This window comes from Roseovarius tolerans, assembly GCF_028885395.1.
Taxonomy (GTDB): Bacteria; Pseudomonadota; Alphaproteobacteria; order Rhodobacterales; family Rhodobacteraceae; genus Roseovarius; species Roseovarius tolerans.
On the sequence record NZ_CP118494.1, the window covers coordinates 3,273,851 to 3,288,126 of the forward strand.

The 14,276-nt window shown below is 64.1% G+C and carries 15 protein-coding genes; 6 read left to right on the forward strand and 9 right to left on the reverse strand.

Translation table 11 applies throughout. From position 1 onward, the window contains the following. Positions 1–23: 23 nt before the first annotated feature. The gene (locus PVU19_RS16240; RefSeq protein ID WP_050663045.1) at positions 24–311 is read right to left on the reverse strand and encodes a DUF5665 domain-containing protein; all 288 of its coding nucleotides are present in this window, start codon (positions 309–311) and stop codon (positions 24–26) included. Beyond that, the gene (locus PVU19_RS16245) at positions 308–628 is read right to left on the reverse strand and encodes an antibiotic biosynthesis monooxygenase family protein (RefSeq protein WP_050663046.1); all 321 of its coding nucleotides are present in this window, start codon (positions 626–628) and stop codon (positions 308–310) included. Before PVU19_RS16245 ends, PVU19_RS16240 begins: the two co-directional genes overlap by 4 nt. A 110-nt stretch (positions 629–738) precedes the next feature. Here PVU19_RS16245 and PVU19_RS16250 point away from each other — a divergent pair, with 110 nt between their 5' ends. Next, complete coding sequence (locus PVU19_RS16250) at positions 739–1,398, forward strand: hypothetical protein (RefSeq protein ID WP_050663047.1); 660 nt, start codon at positions 739–741, stop codon at positions 1,396–1,398. 20 nt (positions 1,399–1,418) lie between these two features. On the opposite strand, the gene PVU19_RS16255 is transcribed toward PVU19_RS16250, so the two are convergent. The 6 genes from PVU19_RS16255 to PVU19_RS16280 all read right to left on the reverse strand — a co-directional run bounded on the left by PVU19_RS16255 (position 1,419) and on the right by PVU19_RS16280 (position 7,808). Further along, positions 1,419–3,710: a glycosyl hydrolase family 28-related protein gene (locus PVU19_RS16255; RefSeq protein WP_050663048.1), complete on the reverse strand. Its 2,292-nt coding sequence runs from the start codon at positions 3,708–3,710 to the stop codon at positions 1,419–1,421. Positions 3,711–3,813: 103 nt separating this feature from the next. After that, positions 3,814–4,215, reverse strand: a complete 402-nt coding sequence (locus PVU19_RS16260) for a DUF4864 domain-containing protein (protein ID WP_050663049.1) — start codon at positions 4,213–4,215, stop codon at positions 3,814–3,816. A 38-nt stretch (positions 4,216–4,253) separates the two neighbouring features. Then, a complete protein-coding gene (locus PVU19_RS16265) occupies positions 4,254–4,649 on the reverse strand; it encodes a c-type cytochrome (protein WP_050663050.1) in 396 nt (131 codons plus the stop codon). Positions 4,650–4,763: 114 nt separating this feature from the next. Next, positions 4,764–5,741 (reverse strand): Ldh family oxidoreductase, encoded by a 978-nt coding sequence (locus tag PVU19_RS16270; protein WP_050663051.1) that lies wholly within the window; start codon positions 5,739–5,741, stop codon positions 4,764–4,766. Positions 5,742–5,842: 101 nt separating this feature from the next. Continuing rightward, positions 5,843–6,526: an ABC transporter ATP-binding protein gene (locus PVU19_RS16275; protein WP_050663052.1), complete on the reverse strand. Its 684-nt coding sequence runs from the start codon at positions 6,524–6,526 to the stop codon at positions 5,843–5,845. Beyond that, complete coding sequence (locus PVU19_RS16280) at positions 6,519–7,808, reverse strand: lipoprotein-releasing ABC transporter permease subunit (RefSeq protein ID WP_050663053.1); 1,290 nt, start codon at positions 7,806–7,808, stop codon at positions 6,519–6,521. The genes PVU19_RS16275 and PVU19_RS16280 overlap by 8 nt, the downstream gene beginning before the upstream one ends. Positions 7,809–8,233: 425 nt before the next feature. On the opposite strand from PVU19_RS16280, the gene PVU19_RS16285 reads away from it, so the two are divergent. Together PVU19_RS16285 and PVU19_RS16290 are read left to right on the forward strand one after the other, a co-directional pair. After that, a complete protein-coding gene (locus PVU19_RS16285) occupies positions 8,234–8,797 on the forward strand; it encodes a L,D-transpeptidase (protein ID WP_050663054.1) in 564 nt (187 codons plus the stop codon). 257 nt (positions 8,798–9,054) lie between these two features. Further along, the gene (locus tag PVU19_RS16290) at positions 9,055–9,261 is read left to right on the forward strand and encodes a cold-shock protein (RefSeq protein ID WP_050663055.1); all 207 of its coding nucleotides are present in this window, start codon (positions 9,055–9,057) and stop codon (positions 9,259–9,261) included. A 58-nt stretch (positions 9,262–9,319) separates the two neighbouring features. Here the strand turns inward: PVU19_RS16290 and PVU19_RS16295 are convergent, their stop codons facing one another. Beyond that, on the reverse strand, positions 9,320–9,946 hold the full coding sequence (locus tag PVU19_RS16295) for an arylesterase (protein ID WP_235575833.1): 627 nt from the start codon (positions 9,944–9,946) through the stop codon (positions 9,320–9,322). Positions 9,947–9,998: 52 nt separating this feature from the next. On the opposite strand from PVU19_RS16295, the gene PVU19_RS16300 reads away from it, so the two are divergent. The 3 genes from PVU19_RS16300 to PVU19_RS16310 all read left to right on the forward strand — a co-directional run bounded on the left by PVU19_RS16300 (position 9,999) and on the right by PVU19_RS16310 (position 14,216). After that, entirely contained in the window at positions 9,999–10,676 is a 678-nt protein-coding gene (locus PVU19_RS16300; protein ID WP_050663057.1) for an ABC transporter ATP-binding protein, read from the forward strand. Further along, a complete protein-coding gene (locus PVU19_RS16305; protein ID WP_274789819.1) occupies positions 10,673–13,195 on the forward strand; it encodes an ABC transporter permease in 2,523 nt (840 codons plus the stop codon). Before PVU19_RS16300 ends, PVU19_RS16305 begins: the two co-directional genes overlap by 4 nt. A 154-nt stretch (positions 13,196–13,349) precedes the next feature. Next, complete coding sequence (locus PVU19_RS16310; RefSeq protein WP_050663478.1) at positions 13,350–14,216, forward strand: inositol monophosphatase family protein; 867 nt, start codon at positions 13,350–13,352, stop codon at positions 14,214–14,216. Positions 14,217–14,276: the final 60 nt, after the last annotated feature.

The window sequence follows — 14,276 nt, forward strand, 5'->3', positions numbered from 1 at the left end:
CTTCGCTCAGAGACGGTCGTCGCTTACTCCTGCGCGCTGCGCATCTGCTCTGCGATCTGAGATGCCCATTCCCCGATGATCGGCAGGAACTCTATCTGGCTCAGAGCCCAGAGGATGAGCGACAACAGCACTGTCGCGCCCAACACCGTACCAAGCCCCACCGCCAGCCCACGCGCGAAGTTGAACGCCAGAAGGCGCGGCATGTTGTTATGGATGCGAACGAAGCGATGCCGGTTCAGGGTCTGAAGCTCGGCCCGCAGGGCGCGCAGTTCCTCACTCAGATCGTCGCTCTCGGCGGGATCATCCTTCATCCGAACGTCGCCACCACATCATACATCACCGGCTCAAAACTCTTGCACAGCTCGTTGATCTTGCGATTGCGCGCGCGCATCTCGTCGCTGCGCAGCATCGCCTGAAAATCCTCGCGCGACCGCCATTGCGAATAATTGGCGATCCGGGTCTGTGCGTCGTTCACATGCAGACCGGCGGCGATGAAACCGGGCTGCTTCGAGATGAAATCGCGATAGGCCTCCTCCAACAGGTCAAGCAGGTCCTGACAGGTGCCCGGTGTCGCCTCGAACGTCGTCAGCACGGTCTGATGGCTGGTCTGGGATGTGATATGCGGCATGGCGCACCTCCTTTGAGTTGAGCCTAGCACGCAGCCGCGACACGGTAAATTCTCCACGCGGCTTAACCCTCGCTTTACCCTTTTTACCGAGAGTTAACGCGGAGGTAACCATGTCGCGATGCCTGGCTCTTGCCGTGCTGCTCTCGCTCTGCCTGTCAGGCCCGGCCCTGCCGGGGGCCTGGCCACGCGAAAAGGGCACCGCGTTCCTGTCTCTCGCCGGACAGGCGGAAGGGCCGGACGACCACGGCATCTACCGCCAGAATTTCACCCTTTATGCCGAATATGGACTAACAGAGCGGCTCACGCTCGGGGTCGATGCAGGCGGCGACGCACTACGCATGACCAAGGCCATCGGCTTTCTACGCTTGCCACTGGGACGCACCGACCGTGGCGTAAAACTCGCCTTTGAACTGGGGGCCGGTCAGGTGGATGGAGAAAACGCCTTGCGCCCGGGCCTGTCGCTTGGGCGCGGCGTCGAATTCGGCAAACGTCAAGGCTGGCTGGCCGCCGATGGCCGCGCGATCCTCTTCACCGGCGGAGGCATGACGCTGGAGACCGACCTGACATTCGGCCTGTCCCTCACCAAACGCAGCAAGGTGATTCTGCAAATACAGGCCGGGCAGCCCGACCTCGGGGACGCCTACACCCGTTTCGCCCCGTCCTTCGTATTCGAGACCAAACCCGGCGCACATATCGAATTCGGCCTGACAGAGCCGCTCCTCGGCGACGGTGATCGCGGTATCAAACTGGGGCTCTGGCGCAAATTCTGAACGCCAGAGCCCGCCCATCCTCAGAGCGCGTCGTCAATGCGTACCCGCAGGATGACCCGGCCTGACACAGGCGTTGGCCAGCGCAGATTGACGCGATCGTTCGCCGGACCCTGGCTTGCCTCGAAATAGGGCACCACATGCGTCACCGCACCACCGCCACTGCGCAGCGGCCCATCGGCCAGAACAGATTCGACGGTCTGTGCCCAGGCCCCGAACGGCAGGCGCGGGGCCGGTTCGATGACCCATACCGCGCTCGCACTCGCCTCTTCATGCGCCATGACAAGCGGGCTTTCAGCCTGAACGTCGATGTTGTGAAAGGTGTTCTCGGCAAAGGTGATGCCGCGCACCCGGTCGAAATCCAGATCGGCAAAGCTGGTATCCACCGTCTCCACCCGGTCAATCGACCCGATCGCACGAAACGTATTGCCGGTGACCGTCATGCCATTAAGGAAATGCCCCGGGCCGTGCGGCTTGACCGTGATGAAGGTGAACCATGGTGCCATATCGCTCGCAAGAAAGACATTGCCGGTGACGCTCAGCGCGCTGAACGAAAACTCCCCCGAGAAATCCGGCGCAGAATCGTGCTCGTTCGCCCATTCAAGGAAACAGTTGTCGATATAGTTGCCGCTGATCATACCGCGATTGTTGGTGCGGGTCAGCACGAAGCCCGCGCTACGCACGCCATTCGACGCCGAATCCCCCTGAAAAACGTGATTGTCGGTGATCAGAGAGCTTGATCCGGCCATCACCGCGAAATGCCGGAAAAACGTTGCGCGGTTGTCGCGGATCTTGAGGTCATTGGCATTGGCGTTGAACCCGATGCTGGCGCGCTCGGTCACCAGAAGCGGGCTCTCGTTCGAGAGAAACTGGCAGCGGTCGATCATCATACCCTGATCGCCTTCACCGTGGCTGGTGATGCCGCGATCCTTGGGACGGGTTATGAAACAGTCGCGAAAATGGTTGGCCGAGCCCGAAGGCGGCAGCAACACGGCGCTGCAATCACCCGAGCACTGGAAATCCACCTCCGAAAACACCATGCGCGACACGTCCTGAAAGCCGCTGAAATCGAGAATGTACTTGAACCGGCGGAAGGTGAACACCTGCGTGCCTGCCGCATCAAAAAGCGGCTGGCTGAGCGTCAACCGCCCGGCGGCAATGTTTCGCGAGGTGACATAGACCTCGCGGCCCACACCATTGCCCTCGACCAGCGAGCCCACCGCGACATTCGCCACATCCACGACGTTTGACAGGCGCTTGTTGTTGGCCTCGGGGTCATAGCTCGCCTGCGAAGCGACGATATCGGTCTCCCACGCGGGTGTCGGAAAAACCGAGAATTGGCCGTTCTGGATCACATGCCGCTGATTGAACGTACTGCGATTGCCCACGGCGGCGGCCATGTCTATGGGTTCGCGCAGGGCGATCTTGCGCCCCGCCAGATCGAGCGTCACATGTCCGGCATTGTTCAAGAGCGCCTGATACGCCTTCTTGAAGGCCAGTTCGCTGTCGCCGAACGCATCGATATAGGCGGGTAGGTCGTAATTCTTGGTCAGAGACAGGATCGCGGCATCGGGCATCGTAAGCGTCCCCTCGAACCGGATCCGGCTCTGGATCGTGGTGCTTGCCCCAAGAAAATACGTGCCAGCTGGTACGATGATCTCGCGCCCGCCCGCCGCCGTATCGGCGGCCTCAAAAGCGGCGTAATCGTCCGTCACCCCGTCGCCGATCGCTCCGTAGTCGCGCACATCCACGGTGGCGATCACGTCGCGCAGGAAAAAGCGGCTTACATCCTCGATCTCGATATCGTCGATCCGCACGACACCGCCCGACGGGCCGGTGAGGTCGATCCCGAAATGGCCGAACACCGCCTGCGGACCCCAGACCATGTCAACGCCCGCACGCTGCCCGATGCCGACAATGGCACGCACCTCGACCACCTCGCCATAGGTCGTCAGCGTGACCTGTGCGGCCTCGACCGCCACACCGGCAAGCGCACTCCCACCCGCATCCCCGGCAAAGGCTGCGATCCGCACATTGGGCAGGTTGCCCGCTATGGCCTTGACCCGCGCGCGCACCTGCAGATAACAGCCGGGCAGGATCGGCGTCTCGCCCATGAACCGCAGGCGCTGCACGGCCTCGATCTTCTGCAGTTCCAGTGCGCCGCCGAAATCCTGATCGGCCGGAACAAAGGCCGCATTGGGAGCATTCTCATAGGTATCCGAGCCGGGACGCCCGTCGCCACTCGACCATTGATCGAGCCCTACCGCAAAGGGCCGGGGCATGAAAACGATGCCTTGGGTGATTGCCTTGTTCATGGATATCCCTTTCTCTCTCCCGCGCCGCGCGTGATCGAGTGGGGGAATAGTCACAAGGCATTAACCACGTGTCAGTGCACCGTCACGGTGCCCCGTACCAGGTTCAGGCTGCCACCTCGGGGGCCGCGCGCACCTGCACGCCGTTGATTTTCCAGCCGTCCTCCAGCTCGACCATCTCGTAATCGACGATCCAGGCCTTGCCCGCCGGGCCGCGCACCATCACGCTCTGCCACAGCTTGCCGGCGATCACCTCAGCGTCGAGAAAGGTCACATCCGAGGGCCGCCAGACCATCGGATAGCCCTCACGCACCATTGTGCCAAAGGTCTCCGGCGTGCCGAATTTACGTTGAATGAACGGGCTGGCGAAACTGTAGGCGCGATCCACATCTTCGGCCAGAAACGCCTCGATCTGCGATGAGATCACCGCCCGCAGCGCTGCCTCGTCCGCCTTTGCACCGCCGCTCAGTCCGAGGACAAAGATCAAGGATAAAATGAAATACCGCATGGGAACACCTCCATGTGGTAGAGAAATAGGCCGCCATCCTAGCGTTGCAAGCTCTCCAGATAGGCGACCAGATCGGCCATCGGCGGGCTGACCCTCAAAGTCTCGCCTCGTTCAGTGCGCAAGGGCACGCTGCGCGGCTCGAAGAAATCACCATAGATCGGCATCTCGCTGCCATGCGCCACAATCGGATCGCGCCCGTCGATACGCTGCACCACCCGCGCCAGCGGAAAATGCCCGCCATTGGCGCGCTGCAATCCAGTCAGATCGGCAGGAACGACCGTCAGCACCATTCGCATCGGGCCTTCGCCACGCGCATTCGGACCATGACAGGCGGCACAGTAGCGATCATAGGCTGCCTTGCCACCGCGCACGTCCTGCGCCTGTACGCCGCTTGCCAGAACAGCCAGGGCCAGTGGTAAAAAAACGGCTCTCATAGCGGCCTCCTTTTAGCCTGTCGCCATTCTCCCCGAAACCACCGCGCACGCCATGATCAAAGTCAAACACCACCCCAACCGTCGCAGAAGCCGTTTGCAAAGGCCTTGTCGCCCTCATCCCGCGAGGTCGAGCACCTGCGCCCAGACTGCATCGGTCACCTCGACCGGATCGGCACGCACCTTGCCCTGCCCCGGCAGACGGGCCCCCTCGTCCTGTGTCGCCGCCTCGGCCACCTGTGCCAGCCGGTCAAAGAACGCACCCGAGACCTCCGGGTCCATCAGCAGGTAATACTGCCCCAGATCATGCGGCGATCCTTCGGGGGCCTTCAGCGGTTTGACATCCTGGCTCACCACGCCGCCGGTCATCCCCGCCGCCAGCAGCTCTGCCATCAGGCCAAAGCCCCAGCCCTTGGGCCCACCGATGCTGACCAATGAGCCACCAAGCGCCGCCTCGGGGTCTGTGGTGGGGCGGCCTTCGGCATCGACGGCCCAGCCTTCGGGGATACGCTCGCCTGCGGCCTTGGCCATGGTGATCTTGCCCAATGCCACCACCGTCGTCGATTGATCGAACTGCATGGCGATGCCCCCCTGCCCGTCCGGGACCGAAAAGGCGATCGGGTTGGTGCCAATGACCCGCGTCTTGCCACCCGGTGCCGCCACGATGGGCGAGGCATTGGTCATCCCCAGACCAATCAGGCCGCGATCCGCGATCTGTTCGGTGAAATACCCCAGCGAGGTGCAGGTATGCGCGTGCCCCACCGCAAGGCTCGCCACACCGCAGGCCCGCGCCGCCCCCGCCGCCCGGTCGATCCCCCGGGCAAAGGCGGGCTGCGCGAAACCGAATTTAGCATCCACGAGAACGGCGCCCGGGCGCGGCTGCGTCACCTCGGGTTCCACATCGCCCTTGACGCGCCCGGTCTGCAATTGCTGGCAATAACTTTCGAGATAGTAGAGCCCGCAAATCCGATTGCCGACGCTTTCCGCCTTGCGCACCGCGCACGCCACCTCTTCGGCGATCCACGGCTGCGCACCGTGCCGGATCAGCGCCGCGCAGGTCCTTGCCTCGATCTCGTTCAGGGAAATTTGCACCATCCCGCCTCCGCTTGTGTCAGAGACAGCTATGGTCCGTGCCCTGCCAGAGGTCAATTCAGACCTTCTGAACCTGCCTTCAGCGACGGCGAAACGCGCGTCGCTCAGCCCGCCACGATTTGCCCCTGGTCGAGCTTGACGACCCGGTCCATCCGCGCGGCCAGATCAAGGTTATGCGTGGCAATCAGGGCCGACAGGCCAGTGCCCCGCACCAACCCCGTCAGCGCCCCGAACACCTGATCCGAAGTGCCGGGATCGAGATTGCCGGTCGGCTCATCGGCCAGCAAAACGCGCGGGCTATTGGCAAGCGCCCGGCAAAAGGCAACACGTTGCTGTTCTCCACCGGACATGGCCGAGGGGCGGTGCCCGGCACGCGCCCCCACGCCGACCTGCTCCAGCAATTCTTGCGCCCGCGCCTGCGCAGATTTGCGCGCCACACCATTGGCCAGTTGCGGAAGCACGATGTTTTCCAGCGCGCTGAACTCGGGCAGCAGGTGGTGGAACTGATAGACGAACCCGACCTCCTGCCGCCGCACCGCCGTGCGCCGCCGGTCGCTCAGCCCGGTCATGTCCTCGCCACCGATCTCGACCCGGCCCGCATCAGCCACATCCAAGAGCCCCGCGATATGCAAGAGCGTCGACTTGCCTGCCCCAGAGGGCGCCACGAGCGCCACCATCTCGCCTTTCGCCAGCGTCAGATCGGCCCCCGCCAGCACCTGCACCTCGCCGGTCTGCCCCTTGTTGTAGGTCTTCTCAATCCCCGTCAGCCGCAGCATCGCCTCACTCATAGCGCAGCGCCTCCACCGGGTTCATCCGCGCCGCCCGCCGCGCCGGAAAGATCGTCACGACAAAAGACAGCCCCAGCGAGAGCACCACCGCAGACAGCACATCGCCCGCCTGCAACTGTGCCGGCAGATGATAGATGCCGCGTATCGACGGATCCCAGACCTGCCCACCCATCAGCACATTCACAAAACTGAAGATCGGGTCGATATAGATCGCGAAAAGGCACCCCAGAATGACCCCCGCCGCCGTGCCGATCAGCCCGGTAAAGGCACCGCAGATGAAGAAGATGCGCAGCACCGAGCCCTCGCTCAACCCCATGGTGCGCAAGATGCCGATATCGCGCCCCTTGTTCTTGACCAGCATGATCAGCCCGGAGGTGATGTTCATCGCCGCGATCAGCACGAGGATCGAGAGGATCACGAACATCACGTTATCCTCGACCTCCAGCGCGCGCAGGAACGACCCGCTCGAATCCTGCCATGTCCATATCTGCGACCGCTCGCCAGCCGCCCGCAGCAGGGGTAGCGTCATGTCATCGACGTTCTCGGGCGCCTCGACCATGACCTCCAGCTCATCCGCGCGCCCGTCGCGGTTGAAAAAACTCTGCGCCTCGGCAAACGGCAGATAGACCCGCACCCGGTCGATGTCATAGCGCCCTGCGGTGAAGATATAGACCACTTCGTAAGCGTTGACGCGCGGGCTTGTGCCAAGCGGTGTCTTGACCCCATTGGGCGAAATCAGCTTGATCCGCTCGCCGACCGTCACGCCCAGTTCCTGCGCCACCCCCGAGCCTATGGCGATGCCCTGGTCAAACTGCGCGATATCGCCTTGCGAGGTCTCTGGATCGGCCACGCGCGGAATGGTGCGCAGATCTTCCGGCGCGATGCCGAACACCTGTACCCCCGCGTTGCGGTCACGCGCACTGGCCATAACCTGCCCCTTGACCAGCGGGGCCACGCGGGTAACGCCCGATACGTCGCGCACCCGCGCCGCCATCGCCTGGTAATCCTCGATGGTGCGATCTATGCGGCCTGTCTGGGCATCGACAGTACCCGCATTGTAGATCGTGACATGCGCATTCGCCCCCAGGATCGTATCGACGAATTCCGCCCGAAATCCCGAGCGGACGGAAAGCGTCGCAATCAGCGCGAATACCGCCAACGTTATGCCGACCAGGCTGATCCAAGTCATCACGCTCACGCCCCCCTCGGCGCGCTTGGCGCGCAGATAGCGCCACGCGATCATCCACTCAAAAGCGGCAAAGGGGGGGGTCGATCTGGCCATTCCAGCTCCTCGGTCAAGTCGCGCGGACAGTGCTGTTTTCGATAGGGGGCGTCAAGGTCGTGCGGCGCATCTGCGCGGCGGCGGCCAATGCGCCGCTGATGCAACCCGGCGGGCAACACCAAAGCACCTGCATCACGAGACCTCACATTCCGCCGAGCGGCTCTGGTACGTCCCCTGACCGCCACCACCTTGTAAGAGCAACCACACGAAAGGTGCCGCCATGCAACGCCCCAGCTACCCGTCAAACCTGGCGCAGCCGCCGGTCTATCGTCGCCCCCTGCCGTGGCGGTTCGACGACTGGGCCGCCATCTGACGCGACCGCAAGGCCACAGTTGGCAACGCGTGGCAGTCCCAAAGCACATTTGGTTTTTGCGCTCTTGCATCGCCTCGGTATAACGACGACATCCCGTTCAGGAGGTTTGTCCATGACCCATCGCCGCCATTTTCTCGCGACCGGCCTTGCCGCCATTGCACCTGCGCTTGTGCCGGGCCTTGCCCGGGCCTTTGAGCTTGATGCGAAATTCACGCCCCAAGAGGTGACGTTCGACACGAAATACCAGCCCGGTCAGTTGATCGTGCTGCCGCGGGCGCATTTCCTGTATCTGGTCACCGAACCGGGCCGCGCCCGCCGCTATGGCGTGGGGGTGGGTCGTGCGGGACTGGAATTCAGCGGCACCGCCACCATCGACGTCAAGAAGAAATGGCCCACGTGGCGCCCGACAAATGAGATGATCGAACGCGAGCCGCGAACCTATGGCCGCTTCAAGGACAACGACTACGTCCAGCCCGGCGGCCCAGAGAACCCGCTCGGCTCGCGTGCGCTCTACCTATTTCAGAACGGGCGTGACACCTATTACCGTATCCACGGCACAACGCAGCCATCCTCAATCGGGCGCTCGGTCTCGAACGGCTGCATCCGCATGATCAACGACCATGTGCAGGATCTCTATGAACGCGTGCCTGTCGGAACCGTGGTCACCGTTCTCTAGGACAGCGGATAACACCACCGGACCGGGGCGCGCGTCCCGGTTCATGAATGGGACAATCGCGGGCTGAATTCTGCAACTCGTCCGACGGCCCTTCGCGATCATACTTGATTTTCAAAAGTCTCAATCCCATACTCGAGGTCGCGACGTTACCACTATCGACCATCTGCTCCTTCTACGGCTCAGTCACTCGATCTTGCACGACAGAGCCGGGCTGCCGCAGTCCCGCGGGCAGCAAAAAACTGAAGGAGATCAGAACGATGGCTTCTGGCACCGTGAAATGGTTCAATTCCACAAAAGGCTACGGCTTCATCGCTCCCGATGGCGGCGGCAAGGACGTGTTCGTCCATATTTCCGCCGTTGAGCGCGCCGGTCTGACCGGTCTGGCCGACGACCAGAAAGTGAATTTCGACATCGAAGCCGGCCGTGACGGTCGTGAATCCGCGTCGAACATCACCCTCGCCTAAGGCGTTGACAGATTTGACGGAATTGGGCCCCGCGCGGGCCCTTTTTCATTGCGCGGTTTCATTTCGTGGTGGCGATCAGCTCAGCCACATGCGGCCCCAACGTCTCGACGATCCGCCGCACCCCTTCGGCATTGGGATGGATGCCGTCGGGCTGAAAATAGCGCTGCAACGTCGCCGGGTCGCCTTCGCCCAGGCCGGCAAAGAACTCCGCCGCCAGCATCGCGTCGTAAGCCTCCGACAATTCGGGGTAAATCGCGTCGAACTCGGCCTTGTAAGTGGCCCCGTAATTGCCCGGCGCAGCCATCGGGACCAGCAAGACCTCGACACCGCGCTCCTCGGCCACATCTAGAATTGTTTCTATGTTTCGGCGGCTAACCGCCGGGTCAATGCCACGCAATAGGTCATTGCCGCCAAGCGTCACGATCATCGCGTCAACCTCGGGCGTCAGGCTCCAGTCCACCCGCGCGGCCCCGCCCGCCGTGGTATCCCCGGATACGCCGGCGTTGATCAGGTCGGCCTCAACCCCTTGACCTTTCAGCCAATTCCGCATCTGGGGAACAAAGCCACCTTCCTCGGGCAACCCGTAGCCCTGGGTCAGACTGTCACCCAATGCCAAAACCGTGACCGGTTCTGCCGCGCTTGCCGGGCTGACAAGCGCGCCGATCACGGCTAAGACCTTGCCCATCCCCCGCAGGGCCCCATATGTCAAAAAACCCTTTTCAATCAGGCGCAAACGCATGAACTCTCCTCTTCTGTCCCTCTCCGATGCCTCGCTTGCACTGGAGGGGAATACCGGTCTCGTCCGGATACTCCACGGGATCACGCTGGATGTCCACCGGGGCGAGAGTGTCGGCCTGGTCGGCCCCTCCGGCTCCGGCAAATCTTCGCTGCTCATGCTGATGGGCGGGCTGGAGCGCGCCACCGGCGGCACCGTCCGCGCGCTCGAGCACGATCTCGGCGCGCAGACCGAGGATCAGCTTGCCCGCCTGCGCCGTGACAATTTCGGTGTCGTCTTTCAATCCTTTCACCTCATCCCGACGATGACCGCGCTGGAAAATGTCGCGACACCGCTGGAACTGGCGGGCGCGCCCGATGCTGACGCCCGCGCGCTTGAGGAACTCACCACTGTCGGGCTTGCGGACCGCGCCGGGCATTACCCCTCACAACTTTCGGGCGGCGAACAACAGCGCGTGGCGCTCGCCCGCGCCGCTGCACCGCGTCCGGCGATCATCCTCGCCGATGAGCCCACCGGCAACCTCGACAGCACCACCGGCGAGACGATCATCGAGTTGCTCTTCGGATTGCGCGACCGCCACGGCGCGACGCTGGTTCTGGTGACCCACGATTCCGATCTCGCCACGCGCTGCGACCGCGTGATCAGCCTGCGCGACGGGCGCATCGAGGACACCGCATGAGTGTGAGAACAGCGGCGAAATTCGCCCGGCGAGAGCTGCGTGGCGGCTTGCGCGGGTTTCGCATCTTTCTCGCCTGCGTGATCCTCGGCGTGGCCGCCATCGCCGCCGTCGGCACCCTGCGCGAAAGCGTGCGCGCGGGGCTCGCCGATCAGGGGGCGGCGCTTCTGGGGGGCGACGCCGAACTCGAACTGACCTACCGCTTCGCCACCGAGGCCGAGCGAGACTGGATGGAGGGCGCGGCACTCGACGTCTCGGAAATCGCCGATTTCCGCTCCATGGCGCTCGGACCCGAGGGCACACGCGAACTCACGCAGGTCAAGGCCGTCGATAGCGCCTATCCCCTTGTCGGAGAGATAGAAATATCCCCCGACATGCCGCTCAAGGTGGCGCTTGCCGGGGCGAATGACCTGCCCGGCGCGGTGATGCAGCCGCTCTTGATTTCCCGCCTCGGCCTCGACATCGGCGATACGTTTCGACTTGGAGAGCAGGAGTTTCGCCTCATGGCCGAACTGGTGCGCGAGCCTGACCCCTCGCGGGCGGGCTTCGGTCTCGGTCCCCGCACTATCGTCACGCGCGCGGCGCTTGACGGCTCGGGGCTGCTGTCGCCCGGCTCGCTCTTCACCTCGAAATACCGGCTGACCCTGCCGCCCGGCACCGATCTCGCCGCGATGGAGCGTCGCGCGACCGAGGAACTGGACGGCAGTGGCTTTCGCTGGAACGACGCCCGCAACGCCAGCCCCCGCGTCGCCGAATTCGTCACCCGCCTCGGGGCGTTCCTCGTGCTCGTTGGGCTCTCGGGCCTTGCCGTGGGCGGCGTCGGCATCTCCGCAGCGCTGCGCAGCTATCTCGCGGGCAAGGTGCAGGTCATCGCCACATTGCGCAGCCTCGGCGCGGATCAGCGGACGATCTTTCTGACTTACTTTCTTCAGGTCGGTGTTCTGGCCGTTCTCGGCATCATCGGCGGTCTGATCCTCGGCGTCGGTCTGCCGGTCCTGCTGGGGCCGTTCATCGCCGCGCGCCTGCCGGTGCCTGCGGTCTTTGCCGCCTATCCCGCCCCGATGATCGAGGCGACGCTCTACAGCGTGCTCAGCGTTCTGATCTTCACCCTCTGGCCCCTTGCCCGGGCGCGCGAAGTGCGCGCAGCGGCGCTCTACCGCGAGGCGGCGGGCGCACGTCACGGCTGGCCCGGCATGCCCTATATTATTGCCACGCTTGTGCTTATCGGCCTTTTGCTGACTGCGGCGGCGCTCTTTTCCGGCAACCTGGCGCTCACCCTCTGGACAGCAGGCGGCATCCTCGGCGCGCTCGGTGCGCTTAGCCTCGCGGCACTCGGGGTTCAGCGTGCCGCCCGCGCCCTGCGTCCCCGTCTACGCAGCCGTCCCGCGCTTGGCTGGGCGCTTGGGGCCATCGGCGGGCCGGGCAGCACCGCCGCCCCGGTCATGCTCTCGCTCGGGCTGGGCCTCACGGTGCTCGCCGCCGTCGGACAGATCGACGGCAACCTGCGCCGCGCCATCGCCGGAGACCTGCCCGAGCGCGCGCCTTCCTTCTTCTTCGTCGATCTGCAAAAGGACCAGATGCCGTGGTTCCTCGACCGGCTGGAGACCGACCCGGCGGTCAGCCGCATCGACCACGCCCCGATGCTGCGCGGCATCATCAGCCGCATCAACGACCGCCCGGCGCGCGAGGTGGCCCCGGGGCATTGGGTGGTCGAAGGCGACCGCGCGATCAGCTATGCCGAGACGCTGCCCGCACGCACCACCCTCACCGCAGGCGACTGGTGGGGCAATGATTACACGGGGCAGCCGCAGCTCAGCTTCGCTGCCGAAGAGGCGGCGGAAATGGGCATCGGCCTCGGCGACGAGATAACCGTCAACATCCTCGGACGGGATATCACCGCGCCCATCACCTCGCTGCGCGAGGTCGATTTCTCCAGCGTCGGCATGGGCTTTGTCATGCTGATGAACCCCTCCGCCCTTGCCGGTGCGCCGCATACCTTCATCGCCACGGTCTATGCCGACAGCGAGGCCGCCGAAGAGGCGATCCTGCGCGAGGTCACCGACCGCTACCCGAACGTGACCGCGATCAATGTGCGCGACGCGCTGATGCGGGTGACGGATCTTCTGGCCAGCCTCGCCTCTGCCACCTCCTGGGGGGCGTCGGTCACGCTGCTCACGGGCTTTCTGGTGCTGATCGGGGCGGCGGCGGCGGACGCGCGCGCGCGCACCTATGAGGCCGCGATCCTCAAGACGCTTGGCGCGTCGCGCGCGCAGATCCTGACCAGCATCGCGCTGCGCGCCATTCTTCTGGGCACCGCCGCAGGCGGCGTGGCGCTGGCGGCGGGCATCGGCGGGGGCTGGGCGGTCAGCCATTTCGTGATGGAGACGCCCTTCACGGTGATCTGGCCCTCGGCGCTTGCCATCGTCGCGGGCGGCATTGCGGTCACATTGCTGGCCGGTCTCGCCTTTGCCCTGCGCCCGCTACGCGCCCGCCCCGCCCGCATCCTGCGGGCCCGCGAATAGCCCCTTCTTTTTGGCAAAAATACTCTCGGGTGTCCGGGGGTGAAACCCCCGGCGGATCGGTCGGCGTAAGCCGGTCGATGATCCCGTCACCAAACGCCACGTTGATTTTGCGCAACCCGGCTGGCACTGCATGCGCGCATCGACAGGAGTGCTCATGAGTGATTCGCTGCCCATCCCGCTTTCTCCTCCGCTGACAGCCGCGCAGCAGACCGCCCTCGTCAATCTCGTGCGCCGCGCCTCGCGGGCCGAGATCATGCCACTTTTCCGCACGGTGACCCGCGCCGAGGCCGACACCAAGTCCGGGCCGACAGATCTGGTGACCGAGGCCGACCGTCAGGCCGAGGCGATGCTGGCGCGCGGGCTGCAACGGATGTTTCCGCATGCCCTGATCGTGGGCGAAGAGGCCGTGGCCGAGAACCCGGATTTGCGCGATGCGGTGGCCGAAGCAGAACTCGCCTTCATCATTGACCCGGTCGACGGCACCTGGAATTTCGTCCACGGCCTGCCGCTCTTCGGGGTGATCATCGCCGTCACCCGCTTTGGCCGCCCGGTTTTGGGGTTGCTGCATGATCCGGTCTCCGACGATTGGATCATCGCCGATGAGGCAAGCCCCGCGCGCCTTGCCGCAGCCCTCGGGTCCGAACGCGCGATACGCGTCTCAAAGGGCGGTGACCTAGCGGATCTGCAAGGCTACATCCATTTCTATCTCATGCCACAGGAGCAGCAGGAGCGCGTAGCCCCGCTTCTCGCGACACTGGCCCGGTGTTTTGCCTTGCGCTGTTCGTGCCACGAATACCGCCTGCTGGCGCAGGGCGCGGTGGATTTCACGCTGTCCGGCGTGCTCAACCCTTGGGATCACGCAGCGGGCGTGCTGATCTGCCAACAGGCGGGAGGTGTCGCGCGGATGCTTGACGGGCGCGACTACAACACAGCGATCACAAAGGGGTTTCTGCTCTGCGCGTCGAACCAGCCCACATGGCACCGCTTGCGCGATCATTTCGCCTGCCTTCTCGAGGATTGAGCGGGAAGCATCAGTTTTTCATTGCCATAAATCCGCCATAACGGCATGTATAAATGGCCC

What these genes read in the sequence shown, in the direction of transcription:
- PVU19_RS16240 (WP_050663045.1), bottom strand. Translation starts at nt 311, where the DNA reads ATGAAGGATGATCCCGCCGAGAGCGACGATCTGAGTGAGGAACTGCGC.
- PVU19_RS16245 (WP_050663046.1), bottom strand. Translation starts at nt 628, where the DNA reads ATGCCGCATATCACATCCCAGACCAGCCATCAGACCGTGCTGACGACG.
- PVU19_RS16250 (WP_050663047.1), top strand. Translation starts at nt 739, where the DNA reads ATGTCGCGATGCCTGGCTCTTGCCGTGCTGCTCTCGCTCTGCCTGTCA.
- PVU19_RS16255 (WP_050663048.1), bottom strand. Translation starts at nt 3,710, where the DNA reads ATGAACAAGGCAATCACCCAAGGCATCGTTTTCATGCCCCGGCCCTTT.
- PVU19_RS16260 (WP_050663049.1), bottom strand. Translation starts at nt 4,215, where the DNA reads ATGCGGTATTTCATTTTATCCTTGATCTTTGTCCTCGGACTGAGCGGC.
- PVU19_RS16265 (WP_050663050.1), bottom strand. Translation starts at nt 4,649, where the DNA reads ATGAGAGCCGTTTTTTTACCACTGGCCCTGGCTGTTCTGGCAAGCGGC.
- PVU19_RS16270 (WP_050663051.1), bottom strand. Translation starts at nt 5,741, where the DNA reads ATGGTGCAAATTTCCCTGAACGAGATCGAGGCAAGGACCTGCGCGGCG.
- PVU19_RS16275 (WP_050663052.1), bottom strand. Translation starts at nt 6,526, where the DNA reads ATGAGTGAGGCGATGCTGCGGCTGACGGGGATTGAGAAGACCTACAAC.
- PVU19_RS16280 (WP_050663053.1), bottom strand. Translation starts at nt 7,808, where the DNA reads ATGGCCAGATCGACCCCCCCCTTTGCCGCTTTTGAGTGGATGATCGCG.
- PVU19_RS16285 (WP_050663054.1), top strand. Translation starts at nt 8,234, where the DNA reads ATGACCCATCGCCGCCATTTTCTCGCGACCGGCCTTGCCGCCATTGCA.
- PVU19_RS16290 (WP_050663055.1), top strand. Translation starts at nt 9,055, where the DNA reads ATGGCTTCTGGCACCGTGAAATGGTTCAATTCCACAAAAGGCTACGGC.
- PVU19_RS16295 (WP_235575833.1), bottom strand. Translation starts at nt 9,946, where the DNA reads ATGGGCAAGGTCTTAGCCGTGATCGGCGCGCTTGTCAGCCCGGCAAGC.
- PVU19_RS16300 (WP_050663057.1), top strand. Translation starts at nt 9,999, where the DNA reads ATGAACTCTCCTCTTCTGTCCCTCTCCGATGCCTCGCTTGCACTGGAG.
- PVU19_RS16305 (WP_274789819.1), top strand. Translation starts at nt 10,673, where the DNA reads ATGAGTGTGAGAACAGCGGCGAAATTCGCCCGGCGAGAGCTGCGTGGC.
- PVU19_RS16310 (WP_050663478.1), top strand. Translation starts at nt 13,350, where the DNA reads ATGAGTGATTCGCTGCCCATCCCGCTTTCTCCTCCGCTGACAGCCGCG.